This is a genomic window from Ruminococcus albus 7 = DSM 20455, from assembly GCF_000179635.2.
Classification (GTDB): Bacteria; Bacillota; Clostridia; order Oscillospirales; family Ruminococcaceae; genus Hominimerdicola; species Hominimerdicola alba.
In genome coordinates this window covers 1,287,069-1,310,196 of record NC_014833.1, presented here as the reverse complement: position 1 = coordinate 1,310,196, position 23,128 = coordinate 1,287,069, and the positions used below count along the sequence as shown (strand labels likewise).

The window sequence follows — 23,128 nt, the reverse complement described above, 5'->3', positions numbered from 1 at the left end:
TTTATTCCTCCTTGTTATTATCTTCGCTGCCTTTCCAAAGCAGTGTGTTATAGTGATGAAAGCCTATGAGATACAAAGGCGAGAGTTTGCTGTTATCCTTAAAGGTGTCGGGAGACATTTTCGCCATTATATCATTGATGTGTTTGGTGTATTTCGTCATCAGCCGGGGATCTTTCTCAAGATACGGTTCGATTTTTTCTTCTATTATCTGCCATGTCTGATACGGTCTTGATGAAAATGCGTTCCAGTATCTTCTGGCATTGGTGATGCGTTTCTCGTCTTTTTCATAGGTGTCTCTTTCAGCCTTATCTGCAATAGCCAGCAGGCATCCGAAAAGATAGCTTCTGTCGGTACAAGTGGGGTCGTATGCCATTTTTATCTCTCCTTTATTATAGTCTGAATATTCCTTGCGTATCAGCGCACAGGCATTTTCAACGATCATCATGTGGTTGTATTCTTTATCAAATGCAAGCGGGTTCGATGCTTTATTGCATATGGTTTGAACTATATCCCGCGGCAGCTTTCGGCGTTCAGTAACACAGGGCAGCAGTCGAAGTATGGTGTCGCCCAATACTTTCTTGTCACATTCCAGGCGTCCGTTCTGTTCGGTTCCGTAAAGGCAGTTTGCGATCTGCGGTAAGCTGCAGGAATCCAAAATATACTCATATTTATCTTTGATATATTTCTTTCTTTTCCATGCTGTTGAGGTGTGCCAAAATTCTAAATATTTAGCAAATTCAGATTCTGCCAGTTCGGTATACATTGATATCGAAAGTCTGCCTGTAGTTGCCGCGTCAAGTCCCATTACCATGACCTTGCTATTGGGGTCAAATTCCGCCTTGCCGCCCAAGATGTTTTTGCGCAGCATTTCTGAAAATATAGGTTTTGAGCTGTATTCTTCAATTTCAACATCACCCCAGACATTTTCCGTGATGTTTGGCACAAAGTCAAGGGCGCTGTTCCAGACAACGAGCGTAAGTGAATCAAAAGAAAAACTTTGTCTTCCGATAAGCCATTTGAGTGCGTTGTGTACTTTCTGAGAATAGTCATAGCTTACAGCGAAAGCTTCTTCTTTAGTAGAAAAACGCCCACGATAAGTATAGTTTTTGTCGTCATTTGAGGATATCAGCTTTGCACGAGCGTTGCTCTTAACGATACCATAAGGGTGTGTGTATGTTATTGGCAAATAATCACCTGTCGCATAACAAAGACGTTTTTCAACGGCATTGCTATTGAGGTAATCAATAAAAGAATTATATAATGTTTCATCTTTCCATGTTCTCGGTTCATGCTGCATATCTGCATATTGAACAGAAAATCTGACAAAGCATTTATCCACGCTAACGCCAAGTTGTTTTTCTTTCAGCTTTCCTGTTTTATCATCGAGCAGCAAAACATTGTTGCAAATACAATCATATATCAAAGTGTTCTTTGTAATATAGGTGTATATCGCATTTAGCGCAGGGTGTGAATATTCCGAATCCTTCCAATCCTTCAGCTGTTCAATGTAATCTTGATGATTTCGCTCATTACTTTTAATATTATCTGAAATATATTCATTGAAATCTCCTGCCAGATAACGCAAGGATTCATTTAGCGGATAAGGCGGTGGATATATACCGGTCTTGGCTTTTCCTGTATCAGGAATTATAGTATTTTCATCATCTTCTGAAGTAATCTCTTTAATTCCTGTATTATCCAATTCTCCGTCCTCGGTGAGCGTAATATGGATATTAGCCTTGACCATTGTGTGAGAAATTGGCAATAGTTTTGGTTTGTTGGGTTCAGCTTTTATCTTCACTGCATTATTATAGACTTCTAGCAACTCATTCGTCCAGCTCATCGAACTCACCTCCCTCAAATTCTTCAAGTCCGGTGAAATTATCCAGCTCTTTGCCAAACTTCTTCATTTCCATCTTCTTGATATGCCGTTTGTGTTCGGGGGCTATTTCGGAAGGGCGGACAAATTCTATGATACCGTCTTTCATTTTCGGCTGCCACAGACATACTGTCATATAGCCCTTGTCCTCTTCCTTTTCGGCTTCATCGGGATATATTATGCCGTAGTACATGAATGCCATGTCCATGCTGACATTATCATAAGCGCCCTCACCTTCGCCGAAAACGCAGGGTTCAACGTAGGCTTGACACTCTCTGGTCCCTAAAAAAATGTCGCGTCTACCGCCGCGTTCTATCATTCGTTTGGCAATGTTGTGGTGTTTGTGTTCGTTCCTGTCCTGTTCAAGTTCGGGACGATTCATGTTCCACTCAAAGTGTGCTCTGACCTGATAGCAGACATCTTCTAGATAAGTATAATATGCAAGATCGTTTCCGCCGTCATACTTTATCGGACGAATGCCCTTGCGCACTGTTTTGATGGGATTCATTATACGCACCTCGTCAATGAACCATGTTATCGTCGGCTTGAAATATACACTTTGCAGGATGCCTTTCAGGGCTTCATAGGTGGGAATCGTATAGGAGCATTTCTCGCCTCCTACTCTGGTCAGCACATCGGAAAAAAGTGCATATTTCCCATGAACATAAAATTCTACTGTGTTGCGGTGTTTTTTCATCACTCGACCTCCTTTTTTATTTCTAGATAAATTATATTAAAAATTCATTCTAGATAAATTATAAACGATGATATTCGATTTGTCAAGAGCGTATTGTGAAATTAATATTTTATTTACACATTTGGTGTTATTGATGTGATATAATAATCAAGTCGTTAGTAAACAAACTAGCGTGGATTGAAATTAGATCAATTACATTAATTGTCTCAACGCACCGCATAGGGTCTCTTCCTATGCGGTGCATTGTTTTTTATCAATACATCAATGTTTCCCGTTCAGCGCCCTCGGTAGTAATTCCGAATTCGCTGTTATAAAATCTCTTATCAAGTACGATAATATTATTATTCTTGGTTATGTGTATCGCACCTTTTTCTTCCAACGCCTTTTTTGTTCCCATATAAACGCTGACAGTGTATTTCTGTGCTTTGCGAAGTATCTCAGCTGCTTCTTGCGGGGTAAGGTCATCATTCAGTCTGCTGATAAACGACTCTGCTTCATCATTATAAGGCACTATCACGTTCTCGGTGTGACTGTCTATCACTTCAAATATATTACCTGCTGTTTTGAATGCCTGCAAAAGCATATCAGGTTTAAGGTCATGTGCTTCGGCTTTACCCTTGTTTGTTGACAGAAGTTCAAGGAGTGTTGTGCCATTAGCAGGATAGTCCAGCTTTTCTTTATTTTGTGAAAACAGTTGTTCAAAATAACTGCTTTGAATATCTACCGAAAGCAGATCGGCATTCTCATTGTTTCGGATAACGTGTTGTGAAATGTCCTGCGCTGTTTTGATCTCTGTGAGATTTCCAAGAGGTTCGTTCTTGAAGTTTATCAGATATACAGGACATATCCTTCCTTTCTCACCATTTCTGTTGCATCGTCCTGCTGCCTGTGCGGCATTATCGAGTCCTGCCAAAGCCCTTACAACACAGCTGAAAGAAATATCAACACCCGCCTCGATAAGCTGAGTGGTAACACATACAACAGGAACTCCATGTTCAAGCTTTTCTTTCAGATCATCTATACTTTCTTTTCGGTGGGCAGGGCACATATTAGTGCTGAGGTGTATGATATGTGCTTTTTCTCCCAGCTTGTCCTTTAAGCGCGTGTACATTTCCCGTGCCTGTTTTTTTGTGTTAACTATAAGCAGAAGATTGCCGTTTTCTTCAAACTTTTGCTCGCATAAAAGCGTCGCTTCTTCTATGTCGTAGCCGTATTTTTGCATGGCGGGTATCATTTCGGTTCTCTTAAATACTTCAAAATCCTCTGCATAATTTTCTATCATATCTGCACGTTCATCACGCATCAGACTGTGTTCGTTTCTCTCAAATGTCGGCTGAGTTGCCGAACAAAGTACAACGGAACAACCGCATATCTTTGTCAGAAAATTTACAGCTAGACTGAAAAGGTGAGTACATTTCAGCGGCACAGACTGTACTTCATCGATGATTATTACCGAATTGCAAAGACAGTGCATTCTTCTGACGGATGAAGTTTTTGCTGAAAATAACGTGTTCAGAAACTGTACCATAGTTGTTGCAATAACTGGCTTTGTCCAGCGTTCCGAATATAGCAGATATTTTTCCAGCTCATTTTCATTATCTATATCCGATATGATGTTTGAATGATGTTCCAGAAAATCTTCTTCTCCTGAAAGTTCACCTATGATATCACTGTTCTGTTCAAGTATCGACATGAACGGGGCAATATAGAAGATCTTTTTCATTCCGTAGTTTTTACATTGCTTTATTGCAAATCTTAATGATGAAAGTGTTTTTCCGCCGCCTGTAGGAACGATAAGTCGACAGACACCAACTTTATGGTCAGCAAATGCAGCACATCTGTCGGATATACTTCTTCGCTGCAATGAAATAGCATCGGTTTTATTCTCAAAACTTTTCAGCTTTTCGTTCATACGACTATCCATTTGTTCCCATAAAAGAGAAGTGTCGGTTTCTTCCGCACTTTCCACACCGGACATAAAATCAGCGGTATCTGTTCTGTCTGCGTCGATCAGTGCTGATTGTATGAGACGTTCCAGCATTCCAAGATAGAAGTAAAACTTGGTATTATCTATTTTTTCTTCTTTTTCTTCTTTTGTTTTAGAAAAACCACGAATCATTTTTGCAACATCAAACCATTCTTTTGTCGCTTTTTCAAACAGGTCATTTATATTTATATCGCCTATGATTTCATTCAGATTATTGAGTATCTCATCATATCCTTTATCATATGAGATACGTTTGCTGAAATAATCGTAGTTGTCATTGTCTATCCAGTCATGTATACCGTGGTGAGAAACAATGGTATGTGCCATGCTTATAGCTGCAATATTTGCTTTATCTTTGCTTGCAATTGATATAAGATACTTCGCACCGGCATAAGCATGGTCAATACTGCCGCGTGTCATTTTGTTTCTTTTATTTATGTAGTCGTCGAAATCTTTTAAGAGTTTTCCGGCATCATGAAGAAGCCCGCAAAGATAACCAACTGATCCTATATTTGAAGATGTCAAAAATCGTTCTGCTAGTAAAGCAGTATTTTGGCTGTGCTCCGATACAGTTTGTATCACTTTGTCATTTTCTCTGATATGTGCAGTATACATGACTTCCCTCCAAATAATAGTTATTGATATTTGTTTTCTTATCTAGCTGACGTCTTGAAGTGTTATGTGTTTCTATATTATTATATCATATGTTATCGGATTTGTGGGGAATAAATTTGTACAGTAACCGGTTCGTGTAAATATATTTAAACTTTGTTTAGACAAGAATATAATTGTTAAGCATATTATATCACGCAAATTGTGCAAAGTCAATATATTTTTCCTGACATTAGCCTTATTGATAACCATAACTGCCAAAAGTTCCATGCTGCGCTTTATGAAAAAATCGCTGATACGATTCATATGGCTGTAATTCATAAATCTAACAAATTTCGATAGTGCAGAATTTCATTGGGAGGTATTCCAATTCCCGAAAACCCACAGGGCGATATCATGATCTATCGGACCAATGAATGTGATCTAAAATAGATGTGCATTTTGTAGATAAGAAAGTGTGGTTAATGCAGCGGCAAGTGACAATTAAAACTCCTCAGAATACAAACCGCATTATCACACTAGATTAAACCGCGGTTATCCGTAAAAAATCTAATAATATCATTGGCTTCAGCGGTTGTCTCTCTCAGAAAAAAGATTGCTTTTTCGGGGGCGGTGTGATATAATTTAGGTGTAATAGCTAGCGGTCTGGGTCTCATTAGAATCAGTGATTATAGGAGGGAAATTATGGAAACCTATTTAAATCTGATACCAAATCTGGATAATATTATTTGTGAGGTTCTTAAAGAAGAATTTGATGTGAAAGTCTGCGAAAAAGGACATTTCTGGTTCACTCCATGGGAGGATCATTGCCGTAAAGTGGTCATGTTTTATCCCTTGAAAGGCCCTCGTGGTCCATTGTATTGGGGATACAATTTTGATTTTATTCCTTGGGAAAGCTGCTTTTTGGGGGTCAACTATAAGCCTTGGAACACAACAGGTAAACTTGTATACCACCGCACTGAAAAGGCGGTAAAAATAGATCATAGAGGTTCTCCTTTGCCATATATCGGATATAACTTCGGCAACCCCGACGCATACAGTATTGAAGAACATCATGCTTTCAGAGAGAAGTATTTCATTCAGGCATATGGCAACGATACGCCTGAAAATATTGAGAAGATCAAAGCGGTTGTCAGAAGAAATATTCCTTTTATGCTTGATTGGTTTGAAAGGGTAAAAACACCGGAGAATATAATCGGAGAATGTACAAGGATAATCGCTGAAGATGAAAATGAACATTGCTTTCCGTATTCTTACTACTGGGTGAGAGGTTTTCTGAAAGCAAAACTGCATGATCTTGAAGGCGCGTTGTCTGACATAGCCTATGTTTATAAAAGATTTGAGCCACCTGCCGAGATACCTGAAATAGTAATTAAAGCATTGAATAAAATAGATAAGATCTGATTTTTTAGCAACTATAAACTGAATATATCATCCCAATGCAGAGCAACTTAGGCTCTGCATTTTTTATGCATGATCCGGATACTGACAGTCTGACAGATAGCTCTATATGTCAGAAAAAAGATCTATCTTCTGATGGTCTAATAATAATTTGTCCATAATAAAAAATTATGGCTATCCCCTTAACACACCACAAGTAAGATCACTGAACCAAAGCAGCCAAAAGCCTTAAATACGCACTGTTTCCAAGCTTACGGCGGTTGAATTTATAGCAGTATTCGGCAAAATACAACGCTGTGTGGAACTTTTCGCTTCCGTGGTAAGTCCCCACAATCATTGCTTTGAAGTTTGATATAACTTTATGCATCCAGTTCAGCTGACCGCTTGTCGGATCATATGTTTCAAAAACATGGAAGTATTTCTGTGCCAGCGGCTTCTTGTAGCTTCGAGCATTATCGCTCTCAATCATAGTACCAGCGCAGATATTATCCCAGGCAAATCTTCCCACCGTAATACCGTTTAAATTCGGCACATCGTTCATTTTCATGTTCTTTGGAATTTCTGCTGCATTCTTTGATAAAGCTACGATTATCTTAACTTTTTAGTTCCTCTGCCACGCTTTTTTTCACTAGAATTCCTGAGAGATAGATTTTTATGTTCTATAATCATTGACATTAATCATAAAGAAAGCTATAATATATACAACAAAAACGAAAAGGGGATCATAATGAATTGTCTGCAATATATAGAACTTTTGATATTAGGCAGAAAACTATCTAAGAATACAGAATTCAAATTCAGAATGCACATATTCAAAAAATTTTTTATCCCAGGTAAAACTACCACTCAAATTCCAGATAAAAACAAAAAAATAAAACGCTACGTCGATATCTATTTACATCCGCTTGAACTTGAATTTGAAAATGATAAATCTGTTTATGTGGCTGCGCTCATTGCTATTTTTCATGAATTTCATCATGTTAAACAGTTTTACGATATAAAAGAAGGTACAGCAAAACCCCAAATAGCAATTAGTCTTTTAGCTTCTCAAAATAATAAAAAGTTTTATGATAATAATTATAAATATTTACCATATGAAATAGAGGCCGAAATGATTGGTGTTATGGATGCATATCGTTATCTTCTAAAAAAATCAGATAATTATGCATTCCAGGCTGTTAAGAACTACATTAAATCCAAGATCACACATGAAGATTCAAGATATAAGCAACGAGGCTTTAATCTTTCCAAAATCAATTCTATAGCTGATATAGAATCAATTTTCAAAAAAAACATACAGCATAGCTTTAATCAAGAATTGAATATGAACCCTATATATGATGCATTTTCAGAAGAAATCTCAATGTGTGATACTACCTTCCAGAGTAACCTTATATATAAACTTTTGAAAATAATAGGAAAAGAAAAAATCAAGCATATTTTTAATCTTCTTGAGTCCGGAATGCCTCAATTGAACCTTATTGCGGCATATGTATTAGAGGAACATCCTGATTATTCAATTTTTTTCAATAAATACAACATTCAACCCTTTTCGAATTATACAGAAGCATATAAAAAGTTTTGCTCAGAAATTGAACACAATGTCTTAAAAAATGAAGAAAAGAGAATTTTATTCAAAGAACTACTGAATCAGCTGATTCAACAGTAAAAATCATTCTTTCAAGAGTATACAATTTAACTTACTCATTTTACAGATTCATAGTACGAGACTTTAGTATTTTACAGTGGCTGTTTCCACAACAGCCACTGTATTTTTTCTACCAGTTTCCAAACCATCCGCCCAATCGTTCAACCTTTTTGTCAAAGTCAGCCCATCTTTCGATCGAAGTCATTTTAGTATCGCTTACATTTTGCATAAGCAAAACCGCTGCTTTATGAGATTCGGATGGTATAGCATTTTCTTCAAACCCGGCACCGATCACGTTAATAGCATTTATCAGGAATCTCTCGATCCTTATAAGTGCGAACTGCATATTTTCAGTGACATATCCTTTATCTGTCGATCTTATATACATATCTTTATTGTACAGATAAAAGGACTTGTAACCAAGTTCTGAACGTGCTCTGATCCCGTCTTTGCAAAACTTTACACGGAGTTCCTTTTTTCCATGGTGAGCGATCACTACCTCACCTTTTGGGTTCATTACTACCATTTTTTATCACGCCTTTCATAAATAAAAATACATAGAAACTAATACTCCTCCGCCAGCAGCATAGTAACATGATCTACATCATCAATAATATAGACCTTAGTATTGATCGCCGCATCCACCGGCATAAAGAAATCCATCGAAGCTTCCGGTATCTCCTGTTCATGCCTTATGTTAAGCAGGAAGGTACCGTCTTTTTCTGTTGTAGTCAGCCTGAACACCTGTAACCTGTCCAGTTCTCCAGCCTTGCGCTCCATTAACGCAAGGCTTTCAAACATCATTATCTGTATGGCAAGCGGTATCTCCGCTTCAATACCGCTTGTAATATACTTGTTTCCGTCAAATCTGTAACCCATAAATATCTGCTTCCTTTCCCTAAACCTTAACACCATAGCTTTCTTCCATAAGCCAGTCTCCGTAGTATTCCTTAGCCTCTTCTAGACACATATTGAGATATTCCCTGTCATCAAGCATCATCTCTATATCCTCATCGCAGTAACCCATTTCATACAGCAGAGATATATCATCCACCGTCAGCCCGAACAGATTGCAAAGCTCGTAAAGATAATCAGAGTGATGACCGTATGATGCATGATTCCAATGACGTTCAAGTGCAAAATAGTCCTCAAATTCAAATTTGCTCCTTGTCAGTACGCCGTTCTTGTCTATGCGGATAATATCTCCTTCCTCTGACGTTACAAAATCGAACTTGTATATTTTCAGGAATGTGTTCATTATCACTTCCTCCATTATCTTTCTGGTAGAGGTATACACATACAGCCCCAGCTGCTTGAAATGTACAATGCAAAGAGGATTATCTCCCTTTGCCAGATATAGCGTATTGTCCTCATTAAGAATGGTGAACACGAAATTACCTTTAACTGTCTCGCACATCTTAGCAATAGTCTCAAAGCTTAAACTGCCGTATTTTTCGATCAGCTGTACAGCCGCATAGGTGTCTGTCTTTATCTGTGTCTTCGGCAGATCTTCATCCTTCTGAAGAATATCGTCATTGAATAAAACTCCATTGTGACAGAGCGCAAAATCACCCTCCGCAGTGTGTCCTGTGAAGGGGTGATTGTTGTAATTGTATTTCGCATTGCCCTGTGTGGTCATTCTGGTGTGACCTGTGAGTATGGTAGTATCTTCGGGGAAATAGAACCTCATCTTGTGGGCAGGCTTCGGTCTCTTGTATACTTTCAGCTCATTTTCTTTGATGTAAGCTATTCCCGTTGCATCCGTTCCCCTTACTTCCGATTCAACTGCCAGCCTGTTCACCAACTCTTTCAGATGCCTTCCGCTTACTGCATGACGGTAGTTCACAAATCCAAATATAGCGCACATATCAATTATCCTCCTCTGTTTCAACAGGCTCGTTCACATAGAGCCTTTTCTCTTTCAGGTACTTTATCAGTTCAGTATTTTCATTGTTTATATTCATCACAAAATCCGCCCATGACTGCTTATGCAGTTCTTCATCACTATGGCGTATCGCATTCTCGCATATAGCGTCCACAAGTTCAAGAGATGCCATAAAGGTATTCCACTTCAGCGTACCTCTGAACAGCCTTATCTCCACTGTGCTGATGTTGGTTATGTTCACGCAGGCATATCTGCCCTTGCTGCTCTTCTTGGCTTTTTCAAGTATCTCCTTCGGGTGGTCTTCATATCCGTGTCTTGCCGCCCAGTGTTCGGCTGATTCTTCGGAACGTCTGCTGAATCTGAACAGCTCGTTCCAGTGACTTTCAAAGAAGAACAATATCCTGCTTATGACATCTTCCTGACGTTCGTATGTGTTTCCAAGGGCTGACCTGCCTATATGTACATGAAGTCCGCAGGTGCTTGTGTTATGTGACCTGTAACCAAGACGCACTGCTCTTTTCATTATCTCAGCCCAGGGGAAGTCATATTTATGGTAGTAAAGAGAACAGGGATGACTTACAAGCTCCATACCCTCGTCAAGAGAACCGTCCGATTTTATGTACAGGATCTCTTCTTCCCTGTTTGCTATGCTTTCAAGGGTATCTGCGTTGTCATCGTCCTTCCCTCCCCTGTCAATTTCAAGTTCAACGCCGTAACAGCGGACATTTTCATCTTCGTCACTGCATCTGTAGAATATAGGCACAGGCTTGTATCCGTAATCATGTATATGCCTGCACTGTTCTTCTTCATCGTAGCAGTCACTGCAATAAGGATAATCACCGTCCCAGTACACATTATCATCGTGGATGATACACCCGCAGCGTTCACAGCGGCGGTAGTAGTTATCATAGCAGTTCTGGCAGATCGCTGTATTTTCATCGGATACAGAATTCCGGTAGAAATATCTTTCTCCGCAGTGACTGCAGGTAAATGTTTCATCGTTGAAGCAGTCCTCACATATTATCTCATCTTCAACTTCATAAAGTTCTTCCTCATTTTCAATGGTGCATCCGCAGTTTGCACACTCATAGATCTCATTCATAAAAGTTCCTCCAAATACAAAAAGCCCCTTGACGATCATCGCCAAGGGGCATAACTCACGCTGTTTTCTTCTGTGATCTCTTGTAGCCGTTATAGACCACTTCACCTGTATCGGAATTGATTATCGTGAGCCCGATTATCTCGCGGTCATCGTTGTACACGATATGTCCGACAGAGAATTTATCAAAGCAGACGAACTTATCTCCGCGCCTCTGGATTCGGCATTTCTGCGCTGACACCCATACATGAGGTGCAGAATACAATTCTCGTCCTATGCCTAGAGTAAAGCAGGCTCTTTTGAAGCTATCCGATGCCTGACCTTTTTCCTTTTCGGTATAGCTTTCTGTACCAACGTCCTGTTTGGATATCCACTGCTTTTTGTCCTCGTCCCATAGTTCTATGGTACAGTAGAGATTTCCGTTTATACTCTGGTGAGATCTTTTCCAGCCCAGCACACCGAAGGTCTCGTCCAGTATCTTCATATCTGCACGAGCGTCTTTGTAAAGCAGCAGGGACAGTCCTTTATCGCTTATAGTACCTATACGGCATTCGATCTCATCGGCACGAAGAAGTCTTATGCTCAGTTTATTCATGTAGCACCTCCGGATATACCGAACCTGCGGGAGCTTGAATGTTTTACATATTTACCGTACAGCTCGGGATTTTCTGCCTTGAACCTTATGCTGTCAAAGCGGGAGGAGTTTACTGTTTTCCAGCTGACCCTGTACTTCCCTGCCAGACCTGTCTCATTGTTTTTGAGCATAGCTTTCAGGCGGTTGCCGAGAGCATCCTTTTCGGCTGACAGTGCTTCTATCTGTTCGGATATATCCTCATACTCATCACAAATAAAAACAGTTTCTTCTGGGAGTTCGATGCTCTCACCGTTGCTTTCGGAATAGTGTTCGCTCAGCCATGATGTTGTACCCTCGGAGCCGTCGGGTAAAGGCTCTTCACCGCCAAGGACATTTTCTTCCCAGAATCTGCGTTCCATTTCGATGATCTCAGCGATCATCTCATCGTCACGCTCAACTGTCTTATACACGAAATGATTACCGCCGATAAGAGCGGCTATGTAGGTCTTCTTCAGTCCTGTCACCGCCATATAGTGCTGTATCTGCAGCATATACTCGGGCGGTACGCCTGTGTTCCACTCGTTCTGTTTGTAGGCTGATGCTGTCTTTGCTTCAAAGATACAGTCTTCTCCGTCAACGTTGACTACACCGTCAAGGTTTGCGAACATGAAGGGATAGTCGGGGTGCTGAAAGATGTACTTAGGCTCAGCTACTGCTATACCTGTTCTTTCGGTAAATTCCTGCTTTACTATGGGTTCAAGAACTGTACCAAAATGTGTACACTCGTTGCCGCTTTCGCATGGCTCGGTCTGACCTGTCTTTTCCAGCCACAGCTGGAAAACCGAACGATAGGGATTTATCCCTGCGATAACAGAAACGTCCGAGCCGCCTATACCCATTGTACGGTATTTCAGCCACTCCTCACGGCTCATTGAAGATGTGTCTGCAAATACTTTTGCATTCATGTTCATCTCACCTTCTTCTTTACTGCGTTGATGATCAGTCTGCCTGTTATATTCATCAGCACCGAACCGATCAGCATCATGATACCTTTTGTTTTCATTATTAAAACCTCCTTTTCAGTTAAACCAATGGTTTACAAAAGGATAATGTATAGCTGTAAAAACTCGTTATGCGATTTTAATAGTGTACAGTTTATTGAACACTTAAATAACACATAACAAACCGTTTTAAACCAACATTTTTCATGCGAAAGGAGTTTTATCATGTTTGAAAAAGTACCTGATATCCTTACCCCCAAGGAGTGTATGCAGCTTCTTAAAATTGGGAAAAATTCTATGCTGAAATATCTTCATTCAGGTGAGCTGGAGGGATTCAAGATCGGCAACAGGTGGAGGATATATAAGTATAGTGTTATTGATTTTATTATGAGAAGATAGGCAAAAAAAACAGCAATACGGTCACTTTTGATCGTATTGCTGTTAAGCCGGCCAATTATTCCATATATGAACTGAAATCTATATTCGCAGTGAGATAGTATTCTGTCTGATCAAGGAATTCTTTTGTTATATAACTCCCTTTTCTGTCTTTTCCAACGCCTCAAACAGCTTATTGAACACCAGCTGATTAGGGAACCGCGCATAATCCGCAAACACTGTTATGCCAGTATGATAGAAATGTTCCAGAATAGCCGCAGCACAGCCTGCGCTTCGGCTTTGACCATATTCGCACTGGCAGACGATATCCCGCCCGCACTCGAAAGCTTTTTTAACAAACGCAGCCATGTCATCGGCTTCGGAAAAATAGCTCTCAAAAGTATAACCCTTGTTGCCAAGCACATCGATATCCAGGTCATCAAGTTCGCTGTAAAATACCATATCGCAGACTCCGCTGTAATCGATATGGGTGTAATTCTTGTTGATGTGCTTAATGGCAGGATCGTAAAAACTGATAACAGCGGTATTTGTCGGGAACCGATTTTCTGCTATCATTTTCTCGGCTTGTTCACGGGAATAGATATATACTTTCATCTGAGCTTTATTTCCTTTCATTTCTCGTTTCTTTCGTATCAGCGCATGTAAAACTTCGGCGAATATCATCTGGTTCGGAAAATATTTTCTATCCTCAAATATGGTTTTGCCTGACGAATTAAAATGTTCCATTATCGCGGCAGCACAGCCTGCGCTTCGGCTTTGACCGAAATCGCATTGGCAGATAATATTTTTATCTTGATCAAATGCAGCATAGATAAAGTCTGCAAGTTCGGAAATATCTTTTATCAGTCTGACTTCAGCGGGTGATATATTTTCAAAACTATCCCAGTCGATATCGGGGGCTTCAACATAGAAAACTTCTGTATTTATGCGGCTGAAATCTACACGGCTGTAACCATCGGTTGCATATTCCTGAGGATCGTAAAAGCTAATAACAGCGCTGTTTTCGGGAAATCTGCCATCGGCGATAAGTTCTTCTGCCTGCTTGCGGGAAAGTATGGTCACGTTCATATTATCCTCCTCAATTCACCTGTCGAGATAGCACATATAATGTCTGCAGTGGTCATATCTGATAACGGCATCGCCCGAAATCTCAAAGGCTGACTTTATCTTCGGAACAAACTCTTCGCCGATATGCACGCTCATATAGATCACAGCTTTGCCTTTGTTTGAAATGTCAACTCTGCCCCGCGGGTAATAGTCAAAAAGCTTTTTACAGTCCTTGGGTCGGATTATTTCCCACAGTTTTTGATGATTGTAAGTGTCCCCCGACTTTGCTGTGCCCTCGGGGTATTTTCCGTCAAAAGGGAAAGTCAGCAGTTCGCCGTTTATCAGCCAGAACACTCCTTTTTTCAAGGTTATTTGATCACCTCACTGAAATATTCATCCAGAGGAAGCGTAGCACCCGAATGTCCGCCGCCCTCGATGATGCGAAAACGTTGATAATTCAGAAGATCTTTGGTGAACGTGTGATCTCCCAGCACTTCATCCTGCGAACCTACGATACAGCTGACTTTTTCGCTTTTGAGCTTTGAAAACTCACCGAACAGTCCTATCATGTATTTTGTATACTCGGGAAAAGCCAGAAAAGCCATGAGGAACGGATTCACCAGTATCACGGGGAGATCACTTTTCACGGACAGCGCCGCCGCATAAAAACCTCCCAGACTTGTGCCGACAATGATATCTGGCTGCTCGTCATCGGCGAACCTGCTAAGCCTGCCCATGATATCGTCGGGCGACTCGTTTTCATAGTCAAAAGCGGGTGAAATGATCTCGTGACCAAGTTTTGCAAGCGCCTTATAAGCGCTGTTCTCGGGGCTTCCGTTGTAGCCGTGGATATTAAGTATACGCATGATTTTTGCTCCTTTCGGGTGAAAAATATACCGAAGCATTTTCGGCTTCGGTATATAGTATATCATATGGGATGGGGAGAAAAGCGGCGGTGTGTTTGCTCTAAAAAAATCAGGGAACAGCAAATTGTCTGTTCCCTTTAACTTATAAATTCTTTATACCTTATAATTAATTACATGGTTATCCCTTTAACACACCACAGATAATTTACAATGCTGTCCAAATAAACAGACCTCAAAACTCAGAAAATATAGTATAATAGTGACAGAAACCGAAGGGAGCTGTCGCTATGTCAAAAAGATTTCCGAAACCTGAGATCACACTTGATGGGATATACTCAAAGTTCGCAGATGAAAGCTTTTGCAAGGATTTTCTGCTTGATATCCGCTTTGAAAAGGGTTTTGCCTGCCCGTTTTGCGGTGGCTCTGAGTACCGCAGGATAAGGTCACGCCATCTGCTGCGATGCAAGTTCTGTAAAGCAGATATATCCGCCACAAACGGAACTTTTATGCACAGAACACATATTCCGCTCAGACTGTGGATAGTCACCGCATTCCTCATTATGAGCAACAAATGCAGCGTTTCTGCTGTTACGCTGATGAGGTCTTTGGGGGTGACCTACAAGACTGCATGGTACATCCTTCATCGCATCAGAAAAGCTATGAAATGCCGTGAAGAACGCTATTTGCTTGACGGGATCGTTGAACTTGATGACACGTATCTCGGTGCTCCGACTCACGGTAAAAAGCGTGGCAGAGGAACTGAAAAAGTCAAGATGATAGTAGCTTTGTCAAAGAACGCAGCAGGAAATCCCGAGTACGTTAAAATGAGCGATGTGCCGAATTTAAAGGGTATAACTGTTGGTAGATTTGCCAGGGATAATATCCGCGCAGGCTCGAAGATCGAGAGTGATAATGCTCGAAGTTACAAGAAACCGTTGGCACAGAAATACTTCCATGTTTTTGAAACATATGATCCGACAAGCGGTCAGCTGAACTGGATGCATAAAGTTATATCAAACTTCAAAGCAATGATCATGGGAACTTACCACGGAAACGAAAAGATCCACACAGCGTTATATGCTGCCGAATACTGCTACAAATTCAACCGTCGTAAGCTGGGAAACAGTGCGTATTTAAGGCTTTTGGCTGCTTTGGTGCAGTGATCTTACTTGTGGTGTGTTAAAGGGATAACCATAATTAATTATCGTTTATCTTGCTCAACACAATTTTAACAAAATCTTCTTTATTACTTCCTCTTTTTCTTTCAATCTCCTTTATTACAGATGCATCACTTGTTCCTATAAGCCAAAGAACTCTATCTATAATAAAAACAGATGTATTTGTATCTTCAGCCATTAAATTCACTGCCTTAAATACAGATTCGTCATTATCATCTGCTAATTTAAGTCCTGTCATAATATAAGTTAAAACATTATCAGGTTTTGCAAAACCATTTGCTCCAATGTCTTTTAACCAATTACATACCATTTTAAATTTCCAAAGAAAAATATTTCGAGAAACGATTTCTTTCGCAAGCTGTATTCTTTCATCAGTATTATTGGGTTGATTTAAATAGCAAAGCAATTCTTCAATGGAATTAAAGTTAGAAAGATAGTCTGCTACTCCACATATGTTTCTTGCAAATTTACACCAAGAATTATTTGGGGTATCTTCTCCGTCTGAAATTATTTTGTCACGAAAAAGTCTATAAAGCTTTTGATAGCGTTCGTCTTTTCCAGAGCCGTATTGATTAAGAACTTTCTTATAATCAAAATCAAATAGGCATTCCTTGATTATTGAATAGTTTTCGTTATAATGTATAACACCACTAATAACGGTAATATCTCTGACGGAACTAACAGCTACTTCGAATGCTTCTTCTAATGTATCAGTTTTAGGCATAATAAAGTATTGCTGATATTTCAACGAATTTGCATTTTGCTCCAAGTATTTTTTTGCTTCATTAAAGATAATACGATTTTTCTCATGGGTATCCATTATAATCCCTCCATTCATATTTCAAACTCTACGTCCAAGGCCTAAGCTATAACCCTATTATACCATACCCGCAAACAAAAGTCAACGTAAATAAACAAATTCAAATATATAACAAATTTTAAATATCAAAACCTCTCCGCCTTAAAAAACTCAATGGAATCCTTGTCTTCGTAGGTCACTTTTGCAGAGCAGTCTCTGAAAGCATCATTTAGGATACGCTTCACACTTGCGGGCACGTAGATAGTCTTCACCTTGCGGCAGCCAACAAATCCACCGAATGAATGCTCATCACCTATCTGCGTGACGCTTTCGGGAATGATGATATCACCGCTTTTTTCCACGGGGCATCTCAGCAGGATAGTCTTTTCATTATTGTAAAGAAGGCCGTCACTGCTGGTGTAGTGCTGGTTGAACAGGTCAACTTCAAACTCTTCAAGAGCAGGCGCACTTAATGAAAGATCGTCGAAATCTTCCACATCTTTTCCAATGGTGATCTTTTTCAGCGATGTACAGCCGTTAAAGACCTGCGTATATAATGAAGTAACTCCTGCGGGAATGGTTATCTCTTCCAGAGCAGTACAAAACATGAACATATCGTCGTTGATAGAAAAGGGCATATATTTCGGGAACACTACCTTTTTTAATGAAGAACAATCAGTAAAGGCACCGGGACAGATCAGCTTTACCGAAGACGGAATGACGATCTCCTCGATGTTATAGCACCCTGCGAGAGCGTCATCAAGTATATCGATCACCGTATCTGGTATCACGAATCGTTTCGTATCGATAGCGTTCGGACAGCGTATCAGCGCGGTCATGTCCCTGCTGTACAGAACGCCGTTCACGCTTACATAGTTGGGATTATCTTCGTTTGCAGTTATCTCAACAAGCTCGTCGCAGTTCCACAGACCAAAATTAATTTCGCCTTCTTCCCAGGGGTAGAGGCTGTTGGGGATATGAATGGAAGTAAGTTCGTCACGATCATCGAAAGCATGATACCTGATGTCCTTAACGCCCTCGGGAATGACCGCCCTTGTCACGCCCTCTTCTTTGGTGTACTTTTCGAGGAAATCTCCGTTGATAATAAATCCCATATGTGCGCTCCTTTCAATGATAAAAAATATACCGAAGCTTTTTCATCTTCGGTATATAGTATAACATATAAGATGGGTAAAAAAGCGGCGGTGTAGTTGATATCAATTTCTCACTTATATCTCTCTGCCGCTTCTCTCAGAGTTACGGCAATATCTTCCCTCACGCGCTTCGGAGATATCACCTCGACACAGTCAGCATACTGTATCGCCCAGTGCTTCATAGCACTCTCGCTGATACGCACACGTATCTCCAGCATATCATTTTCGAGCTGACGGATATTTGCCCTGCTGCCGAACCAGTCAACTATATCATCCATAATATATCTCGGGCAGATGAACGTACAGGTGCATACATCACCGCCCCACATATTCGGGTGTTCGGCGGTGAACTCTGCGAGGTCGATACCGTTTTCAAGCCCCTTGATCACACGCACAGATACAGCATTTATCCTGGTCATCTCTATATCTTTTATCCTGTCGATACGGAATGTACTGATGTCATCATGGGTATCGTTCTTACCAAGCATATAGTATCTCCCATTCATTGAAAGCAGCTTGTACGGGCTTATGGTGTAAAGCTTAGTACTGCCTTCACTGTCAGCACGGGGATGCAGCTTCAGATCTGTGTCGTAGTCGCAGTAGTGGAATGTCACCTTTTTCCTGGCAGCTATCGCTTCACTGAGAACGGAGATATTGTAGAACAGTGACTTATTCACAGGACGCTGCTGCACAGTACCAAAAGAATTAGCCAGATGTTTTTGAGATCCCTCATCTCCAAGCTCAGCAATCTTTTTCACCAGCTCATGACACTGTTTCGGAGGAAGATAGTTTGAAAAAAGCAGACTGTCGATCATGACCTTCAGCTCACTTTCGTCCCACTTACGTTCATGATCGTAGTACCAGTTGGTCAGTATATTTTCTTGCTGGCCGTCCTTATTTGTGCGGTGATATTCCTCATATTTCAGCGGAAAACCTGCTTCGATAAGCATGGATAGATTATGTCGTATGGTCTTGCGGTCAAGCTTCATACCGTATTCATCGTACACCAGATCAATTATCTGCTGCTGTGAATACCTTTTTTCAGGACTGCTGTGGCTTTCAAGGGCTTTCAGTATGTATATTATCGCAAGTTTCTTGGGCTCATTAACTGCCATCGTTATTCCTCCTCCCGAATTTATGGGTATATTATAGCACATCTCAATATCTTAATCAATAGGAACATAGGGAGAATTTTACTCATGTTAGTTGAATGATCTTACTCGAATAAAAACAAGCGGGAAGATACCCCATGACCGATATTCTATGTGAATAATACACATAATTATCAAGGTCTGTTTGTTTAATACGCAGATAATTATTACAACTTTCTCTGACCCGCTTATAAAATCGATTGCAACTGTCGTTACTATGGTTGACTTTTTCGGGGGGACGATATATAATTATACATAAGGTGTAATCTTTCAATACGGACTAAACATAGCTGTTTTACTGTTTATGGAGGTTAATGAAATGATAATCAAGCGAAAGCAGCGATTTGTTATTGGAATAATACTGATGATTGCGATAATATCCATACCTATAATTATTCAATTTATTTATCGCGCTCCATATCGCTATTGTGAGAATTGCTTGCAATCAAACATAGAATACTTTGATGCACTCCCAACATATATCAGAAATTACAACCTCAGTGGTACAGTTATAATTAGTGACGAGAACACTCCCAATGAAATAAACGAAATACTTGATAGTCTTAACAAGCAATATCAAAAAGATAGTGACTATCCCGTATTCACTGCAATCGAGGTTTACAGTGACAATAATGGTAACTTAGCTATTTCGATTCAAGCAAAGAAAGAAATAATAAAAGGCGGTAATGGAATAGAAACTCCTGATGTAAGATGTTATTACCTTGTGTATGTTGAACCAAATTACGTTGGAAGTATTCACGCAAAAGATAAAGCTCCATTTTATGATAACTGGCGAACTTGGTCGTCAGATACATATTCGGGTTAGATTTATAAACTGTATGGATGGCAAGGAGAATTGCTCTCCTTGCTGTTTTTTATTCCAAAGTATCTTTCTCTGCTGTGTGAGCTTCTTCTGTCTGTACTTCTCATGCTCACGCCTGTTATGTTCTTCGTTGATATAGTTTCTGACCTGTCGGACATACTTTTTCGCCGTTTCAAGCTTGGTGAGGAATGTCTCCTTTATTTCTATTTCGGCGTAAGCCGATTTTATTATGACCGCACAGCGGTCATTTCGGGGCTTGGGGTGTCTCCAACAAGCAGATGTATTTTCGTCCGTGTGCGGCGCTAAATACAATGCTTGCTATTTTTGATGCGCTGTCGCACAGTTTTCTGCCTGCTGTATCTCTGTATCTCACAGGCTTTCGATGCTCCGTCAGCGAATTTGGAGCTGTGCGACTTAATCTCTCCGCTGCTTTGGTCGGCGGTCATACTCGCTCACGCTCCTGCGTGATGCCCTCAATATCATCATCTCCAAAATTGTAAACTGGTACGGCGCAGTTATTGCGCAGTCTGGGTGGCAGTTTGATGAAAGTGTTGGTTGCTTTTTCGGGGAGGGTGTGATATAATTGGAAATGTGAATGTGTCTTGTTATACGGAGAATATTGGTTATTTAAAGGAGAGTGAATTGTTTGAGTATTAAAAAGTCAAAGAAAAAAGTTATAGTTTCTGCACTTGCAATATTTATCATTCTGTTTATCAGCTACTCTGCAATTGTATTTAAAACAATTAATCCTATAAGTTCATTCACGATATGGAAATCTGTGGCTGTGGACGGAAATGATTTTTACGAAATACAAGAGGGTACTTATGCAGGTGGAGATCCTGACATTCCAACTGAGGGATATGTATTTGTAAGCTATCAGTATTCGGCTGTTGAAGCTATGGATAAGATAGGTTTTCATGACCTTGGGCATACTTATTACAATGGCAAGGATAGACAACCAGAGTATTGTGAATCAGAATATGGATTTCATGCGATTATAGAGGGACGATTATTCTATCTCGGCGGATACCTGTTGAAGTATCGAGTTGTAGGTGAAGCATAGTGCTTTACAACGATTTACGATACATCAAAATATGAGTATACTTTTCAAAGCTGTGTGAGCGTTTCCGCTCCGCAGCTTTTTCTTTTCCCCGTAACAATGTGTCGAACTGGATAATGCAAGTGAAACAGAAAGTTTGAGCGCAATATCAATAGACACTGAACTGCGTTTCGCGCTATAATATTTCATGATTTATCCGGTCGGTCACTGGTCTTATATCAATCATAATATCAGCCCCTCCATTATAATTTTATCATTATGTCAATACCTTTTGGTTTATATAATTATATACCTCACTGCGCTGTATTTTCCATACTCTTTTACCTATTTTGAATCCCTTTATCTCACCGCTTTTTATCAGTCTTAAAAGAGTCGGTCTGCTTATTTTCAACAGCTTGCAGGTCTCTTTTACTGTAAGTAATTCATCTGATAGGTTCATGAAAAAACACCTCACTATACTGTTCTTTGACAGTCCTGAAAAGATCATATTCCAATCCTGTCGGCTTTTCAAATTCCAGAAGAGAATCCAGTGATTGGATAAAAGGTATGTTCCTAACCCTCGTTGTCAGAGGAGAAACACCATATTCTTCATAATGCTCCTTGATCTTACGCTGACGTTTTTCACTGAGATATACATTGTTCAATGCCGTTTGAAGATCATCTTGCTTGTATTTATCAAGCTCATCGAGTAGAGTCACCATTCTTCTGCATTTTGCTTTCTTGTTGTCACAACGGTCAAATATATATTTTATCAGAAGTTTACTCGGCAGATGACATAGACTGGTCGGAAACTTAAATAGTCTGAAATATATTTCCTCAACAGACTCCTTCATATTATCATAAGCGTTAAGGAGAGTTTTCCTGATATTCTTTCCTATAAAATGCTTGTTTATGTACTTCTTGTTACACCTGAGTTCGATCCTTAGTGTGTCCTTATAATGATCCACCGCAGCCAAATCGTAATGGTTATCAATAGCTGCCTGATGCTTGTTGTATATAACAAACTCTATACCACGCGAGTAATTAACAGCATTGAATGAATCCTCACGGCGAAAGGTCTTACAGTATTTTTCAAGCTGGGTATTATGTGCATATCCATCGTACATAGGCATACGATACAGCATTGTGTTCACTTCCTTGATAACATCCTCGGGGATACCATGTACATCACGAGTGATGTCTATACGGTCAATGGTATATTCGTCAATATCATTCAGATCAGACTCAGTAAATACAGAGTCAATGAGTTCAGCCAGTTCGTCAAACGCCATCTTAAAGGTATCTTTATCAGTTATGTGATTTATCGCTTCACCTTCATATATCAGCTTACTGGGATTAACTTTTAGAACCAGCTTACATGGTTTCCTGTAGGTCATTATTTCATTCGGAGTGCATTTATGAAGTTCGATAATCAGTCCTTTTGGAGAATAGGTATTGTTTACCAGATATTCGTCTATAAATATATTATCATTTAGTATAACAGAATAATCCGTATTGTTCTTGAAAGCCTTATATATTTCTGTTTCTATAGGCTTAAAAAATTCAATAGTGTGTATAAAGTAGTTTTTCAAAAAAATCACTGCCTTTCATATTTTTAGTTTATTGTTGTAAAATAATTAAAAATAATTGCAACAGTGGTTTAATAGAGATAATAGGTATAAATCATACAGCTTGATATACAAGAAGAAAATAACTATATGATACAAGATTAGTTAGTATAGTATAATCAATATATACCCTAAATATGAAAATAGGGTATGGATTAATTACTTATATTACATTATTTATATATATACTATCTGAAATGATTTTTACCTGATTATTTTACATTAATTTTAAGCGTAGGATTAATCTGACTAGCAGCAATATTG

General features: G+C 39.6%; 24 protein-coding genes and 1 pseudogene. 7 read left to right on the top strand and 18 right to left on the bottom strand.

Translation table 11 applies throughout. The annotated features are described in order from the left end of the window. Position 1 precedes the first annotated feature (1 nt). The 3 genes from cas8c to RUMAL_RS05745 form a co-directional block, all read right to left on the bottom strand. The gene (cas8c, locus tag RUMAL_RS05755; RefSeq protein WP_013497833.1) at positions 2–1,843 is read right to left on the bottom strand and encodes a type I-C CRISPR-associated protein Cas8c/Csd1; all 1,842 of its coding nucleotides are present in this window, start codon (positions 1,841–1,843) and stop codon (positions 2–4) included. After that, entirely contained in the window at positions 1,827–2,576 is a 750-nt protein-coding gene (gene cas5c / locus RUMAL_RS05750; protein WP_013497832.1) for a type I-C CRISPR-associated protein Cas5c, read from the bottom strand. Before cas5c ends, cas8c begins: the two co-directional genes overlap by 17 nt. 253 nt (positions 2,577–2,829) lie before the next feature. Then, on the bottom strand, positions 2,830–5,178 hold the full coding sequence (locus tag RUMAL_RS05745; RefSeq protein ID WP_013497831.1) for a CRISPR-associated helicase/endonuclease Cas3: 2,349 nt from the start codon (positions 5,176–5,178) through the stop codon (positions 2,830–2,832). A gap of 681 nt (positions 5,179–5,859) precedes the next feature. Between RUMAL_RS05745 and RUMAL_RS21705 the strand changes: the two genes are divergently transcribed. Then, complete coding sequence (locus RUMAL_RS21705) at positions 5,860–6,579, top strand: hypothetical protein (RefSeq protein ID WP_013497830.1); 720 nt, start codon at positions 5,860–5,862, stop codon at positions 6,577–6,579. A gap of 199 nt (positions 6,580–6,778) precedes the next feature. Here RUMAL_RS21705 and RUMAL_RS05730 read toward each other — a convergent pair. Beyond that, positions 6,779–7,200: pseudogene (locus RUMAL_RS05730) on the bottom strand (transposase); the annotation flags it as partial. Positions 7,201–7,303: 103 nt separating this feature from the next. Here RUMAL_RS05730 and RUMAL_RS05725 point away from each other — a divergent pair. Further along, positions 7,304–8,245, top strand: a complete 942-nt coding sequence (locus RUMAL_RS05725) for a hypothetical protein (RefSeq protein WP_013497828.1) — start codon at positions 7,304–7,306, stop codon at positions 8,243–8,245. Between the two features lie 109 nt (positions 8,246–8,354). On the opposite strand, the gene RUMAL_RS05720 is transcribed toward RUMAL_RS05725, so the two are convergent. From RUMAL_RS05720 to RUMAL_RS05695, 6 genes are read right to left on the bottom strand one after another with little or no spacing between them, the layout of a single operon-like run. Beyond that, the gene (locus RUMAL_RS05720; RefSeq protein WP_013497827.1) at positions 8,355–8,750 is read right to left on the bottom strand and encodes a hypothetical protein; all 396 of its coding nucleotides are present in this window, start codon (positions 8,748–8,750) and stop codon (positions 8,355–8,357) included. A 38-nt stretch (positions 8,751–8,788) separates the two neighbouring features. Continuing rightward, positions 8,789–9,103: a DUF960 family protein gene (locus tag RUMAL_RS05715; protein ID WP_013497826.1), complete on the bottom strand. Its 315-nt coding sequence runs from the start codon at positions 9,101–9,103 to the stop codon at positions 8,789–8,791. Between the two features lie 19 nt (positions 9,104–9,122). Beyond that, positions 9,123–10,091 carry a glucosamine--fructose-6-phosphate aminotransferase gene (locus RUMAL_RS05710; RefSeq protein ID WP_013497825.1) on the bottom strand — a complete coding sequence of 323 codons (969 nt, stop codon included), beginning with the start codon at positions 10,089–10,091 and terminating at the stop codon, positions 9,123–9,125. Between the two features lies 1 nt (position 10,092). Then, positions 10,093–11,211 (bottom strand): amidoligase family protein, encoded by a 1,119-nt coding sequence (locus RUMAL_RS05705; protein ID WP_013497824.1) that lies wholly within the window; start codon positions 11,209–11,211, stop codon positions 10,093–10,095. 55 nt (positions 11,212–11,266) lie between these two features. Beyond that, positions 11,267–11,803, bottom strand: coding sequence for a Rad52/Rad22 family DNA repair protein (locus RUMAL_RS05700; RefSeq protein ID WP_013497823.1), 537 nt, complete (start codon positions 11,801–11,803; stop codon positions 11,267–11,269). Further along, entirely contained in the window at positions 11,800–12,747 is a 948-nt protein-coding gene (locus RUMAL_RS05695; RefSeq protein WP_013497822.1) for a YqaJ viral recombinase family nuclease, read from the bottom strand. The genes RUMAL_RS05700 and RUMAL_RS05695 overlap by 4 nt, the downstream gene beginning before the upstream one ends. Positions 12,748–13,008: 261 nt before the next feature. Here RUMAL_RS05695 and RUMAL_RS05690 point away from each other — a divergent pair, with 261 nt between their 5' ends. Beyond that, a complete protein-coding gene (locus RUMAL_RS05690) occupies positions 13,009–13,182 on the top strand; it encodes a helix-turn-helix domain-containing protein (RefSeq protein WP_013497820.1) in 174 nt (57 codons plus the stop codon). A gap of 126 nt (positions 13,183–13,308) precedes the next feature. Here the strand turns inward: RUMAL_RS05690 and RUMAL_RS20610 are convergent, their stop codons facing one another. Genes RUMAL_RS20610 through RUMAL_RS05670 form a run of 3 tightly spaced genes read right to left on the bottom strand, consistent with a single transcriptional unit; the run spans position 13,309 to position 15,092 of the window. Beyond that, entirely contained in the window at positions 13,309–14,247 is a 939-nt protein-coding gene (locus RUMAL_RS20610; RefSeq protein ID WP_013497819.1) for a protein-tyrosine phosphatase family protein, read from the bottom strand. Between the two features lie 15 nt (positions 14,248–14,262). Further along, a complete protein-coding gene (locus tag RUMAL_RS05675; protein ID WP_013497818.1) occupies positions 14,263–14,592 on the bottom strand; it encodes a hypothetical protein in 330 nt (109 codons plus the stop codon). 2 nt (positions 14,593–14,594) lie between these two features. Then, the gene (locus RUMAL_RS05670) at positions 14,595–15,092 is read right to left on the bottom strand and encodes a YqiA/YcfP family alpha/beta fold hydrolase (protein WP_050793265.1); all 498 of its coding nucleotides are present in this window, start codon (positions 15,090–15,092) and stop codon (positions 14,595–14,597) included. A gap of 287 nt (positions 15,093–15,379) precedes the next feature. On the opposite strand from RUMAL_RS05670, the gene RUMAL_RS05665 reads away from it, so the two are divergent. Further along, entirely contained in the window at positions 15,380–16,255 is an 876-nt protein-coding gene (locus RUMAL_RS05665) for an IS1595 family transposase (RefSeq protein WP_013483548.1), read from the top strand. Positions 16,256–16,289: 34 nt separating this feature from the next. Here RUMAL_RS05665 and RUMAL_RS05660 read toward each other — a convergent pair whose 3' ends face one another. The 3 genes from RUMAL_RS05660 to RUMAL_RS05650 form a co-directional block, all read right to left on the bottom strand. Further along, positions 16,290–17,090: a hypothetical protein gene (locus RUMAL_RS05660; protein WP_013497817.1), complete on the bottom strand. Its 801-nt coding sequence runs from the start codon at positions 17,088–17,090 to the stop codon at positions 16,290–16,292. Positions 17,091–17,215: 125 nt separating this feature from the next. Continuing rightward, positions 17,216–18,184: a leucine-rich repeat domain-containing protein gene (locus RUMAL_RS05655; RefSeq protein ID WP_013497816.1), complete on the bottom strand. Its 969-nt coding sequence runs from the start codon at positions 18,182–18,184 to the stop codon at positions 17,216–17,218. A gap of 110 nt (positions 18,185–18,294) precedes the next feature. After that, positions 18,295–19,338 (bottom strand): helix-turn-helix transcriptional regulator, encoded by a 1,044-nt coding sequence (locus RUMAL_RS05650; protein WP_013497815.1) that lies wholly within the window; start codon positions 19,336–19,338, stop codon positions 18,295–18,297. A 355-nt stretch (positions 19,339–19,693) separates the two neighbouring features. Here RUMAL_RS05650 and RUMAL_RS05645 point away from each other — a divergent pair, with 355 nt between their 5' ends. The 3 genes from RUMAL_RS05645 to RUMAL_RS05635 all read left to right on the top strand — a co-directional run bounded on the left by RUMAL_RS05645 (position 19,694) and on the right by RUMAL_RS05635 (position 21,260). Next, positions 19,694–20,200: a hypothetical protein gene (locus tag RUMAL_RS05645; RefSeq protein ID WP_013497814.1), complete on the top strand. Its 507-nt coding sequence runs from the start codon at positions 19,694–19,696 to the stop codon at positions 20,198–20,200. Positions 20,201–20,239: 39 nt separating this feature from the next. Beyond that, positions 20,240–20,503 carry a hypothetical protein gene (locus RUMAL_RS21700; protein ID WP_013497813.1) on the top strand — a complete coding sequence of 88 codons (264 nt, stop codon included), beginning with the start codon at positions 20,240–20,242 and terminating at the stop codon, positions 20,501–20,503. Between the two features lie 340 nt (positions 20,504–20,843). Beyond that, on the top strand, positions 20,844–21,260 hold the full coding sequence (locus tag RUMAL_RS05635; RefSeq protein WP_013497812.1) for a hypothetical protein: 417 nt from the start codon (positions 20,844–20,846) through the stop codon (positions 21,258–21,260). A gap of 253 nt (positions 21,261–21,513) precedes the next feature. On the opposite strand, the gene RUMAL_RS05630 is transcribed toward RUMAL_RS05635, so the two are convergent. Continuing rightward, entirely contained in the window at positions 21,514–21,696 is a 183-nt protein-coding gene (locus RUMAL_RS05630) for a helix-turn-helix transcriptional regulator (protein WP_013497811.1), read from the bottom strand. Next, positions 21,680–22,828 carry a phage/plasmid replication domain-containing protein gene (locus RUMAL_RS05625; protein WP_013497810.1) on the bottom strand — a complete coding sequence of 383 codons (1,149 nt, stop codon included), beginning with the start codon at positions 22,826–22,828 and terminating at the stop codon, positions 21,680–21,682. The genes RUMAL_RS05630 and RUMAL_RS05625 overlap by 17 nt, the downstream gene beginning before the upstream one ends. Positions 22,829–23,128: the final 300 nt, after the last annotated feature.

What these genes read in the sequence shown, in the direction of transcription:
- RUMAL_RS05720 (WP_013497827.1), bottom strand. Translation starts at nt 8,750, where the DNA reads ATGGTAGTAATGAACCCAAAAGGTGAGGTAGTGATCGCTCACCATGGA.
- RUMAL_RS05725 (WP_013497828.1), top strand. Translation starts at nt 7,304, where the DNA reads ATGAATTGTCTGCAATATATAGAACTTTTGATATTAGGCAGAAAACTA.
- RUMAL_RS05650 (WP_013497815.1), bottom strand. Translation starts at nt 19,338, where the DNA reads ATGGCAGTTAATGAGCCCAAGAAACTTGCGATAATATACATACTGAAA.
- RUMAL_RS05695 (WP_013497822.1), bottom strand. Translation starts at nt 12,747, where the DNA reads ATGAATGCAAAAGTATTTGCAGACACATCTTCAATGAGCCGTGAGGAG.
- RUMAL_RS05705 (WP_013497824.1), bottom strand. Translation starts at nt 11,211, where the DNA reads ATGAATGAGATCTATGAGTGTGCAAACTGCGGATGCACCATTGAAAAT.
- RUMAL_RS05745 (WP_013497831.1), bottom strand. Translation starts at nt 5,178, where the DNA reads ATGTATACTGCACATATCAGAGAAAATGACAAAGTGATACAAACTGTA.
- RUMAL_RS21705 (WP_013497830.1), top strand. Translation starts at nt 5,860, where the DNA reads ATGGAAACCTATTTAAATCTGATACCAAATCTGGATAATATTATTTGT.
- RUMAL_RS05710 (WP_013497825.1), bottom strand. Translation starts at nt 10,091, where the DNA reads ATGTGCGCTATATTTGGATTTGTGAACTACCGTCATGCAGTAAGCGGA.
- cas8c (WP_013497833.1), bottom strand. Translation starts at nt 1,843, where the DNA reads ATGAGCTGGACGAATGAGTTGCTAGAAGTCTATAATAATGCAGTGAAG.
- RUMAL_RS05660 (WP_013497817.1), bottom strand. Translation starts at nt 17,090, where the DNA reads ATGGATACCCATGAGAAAAATCGTATTATCTTTAATGAAGCAAAAAAA.
- cas5c (WP_013497832.1), bottom strand. Translation starts at nt 2,576, where the DNA reads ATGAAAAAACACCGCAACACAGTAGAATTTTATGTTCATGGGAAATAT.
- RUMAL_RS05665 (WP_013483548.1), top strand. Translation starts at nt 15,380, where the DNA reads ATGTCAAAAAGATTTCCGAAACCTGAGATCACACTTGATGGGATATAC.
- RUMAL_RS05700 (WP_013497823.1), bottom strand. Translation starts at nt 11,803, where the DNA reads ATGAATAAACTGAGCATAAGACTTCTTCGTGCCGATGAGATCGAATGC.
- RUMAL_RS05630 (WP_013497811.1), bottom strand. Translation starts at nt 21,696, where the DNA reads ATGAACCTATCAGATGAATTACTTACAGTAAAAGAGACCTGCAAGCTG.
- RUMAL_RS05690 (WP_013497820.1), top strand. Translation starts at nt 13,009, where the DNA reads ATGTTTGAAAAAGTACCTGATATCCTTACCCCCAAGGAGTGTATGCAG.
- RUMAL_RS05670 (WP_050793265.1), bottom strand. Translation starts at nt 15,092, where the DNA reads ATGCGTATACTTAATATCCACGGCTACAACGGAAGCCCCGAGAACAGC.
- RUMAL_RS05645 (WP_013497814.1), top strand. Translation starts at nt 19,694, where the DNA reads ATGATAATCAAGCGAAAGCAGCGATTTGTTATTGGAATAATACTGATG.
- RUMAL_RS05715 (WP_013497826.1), bottom strand. Translation starts at nt 9,103, where the DNA reads ATGGGTTACAGATTTGACGGAAACAAGTATATTACAAGCGGTATTGAA.
- RUMAL_RS20610 (WP_013497819.1), bottom strand. Translation starts at nt 14,247, where the DNA reads ATGAACGTGACCATACTTTCCCGCAAGCAGGCAGAAGAACTTATCGCC.
- RUMAL_RS05655 (WP_013497816.1), bottom strand. Translation starts at nt 18,184, where the DNA reads ATGGGATTTATTATCAACGGAGATTTCCTCGAAAAGTACACCAAAGAA.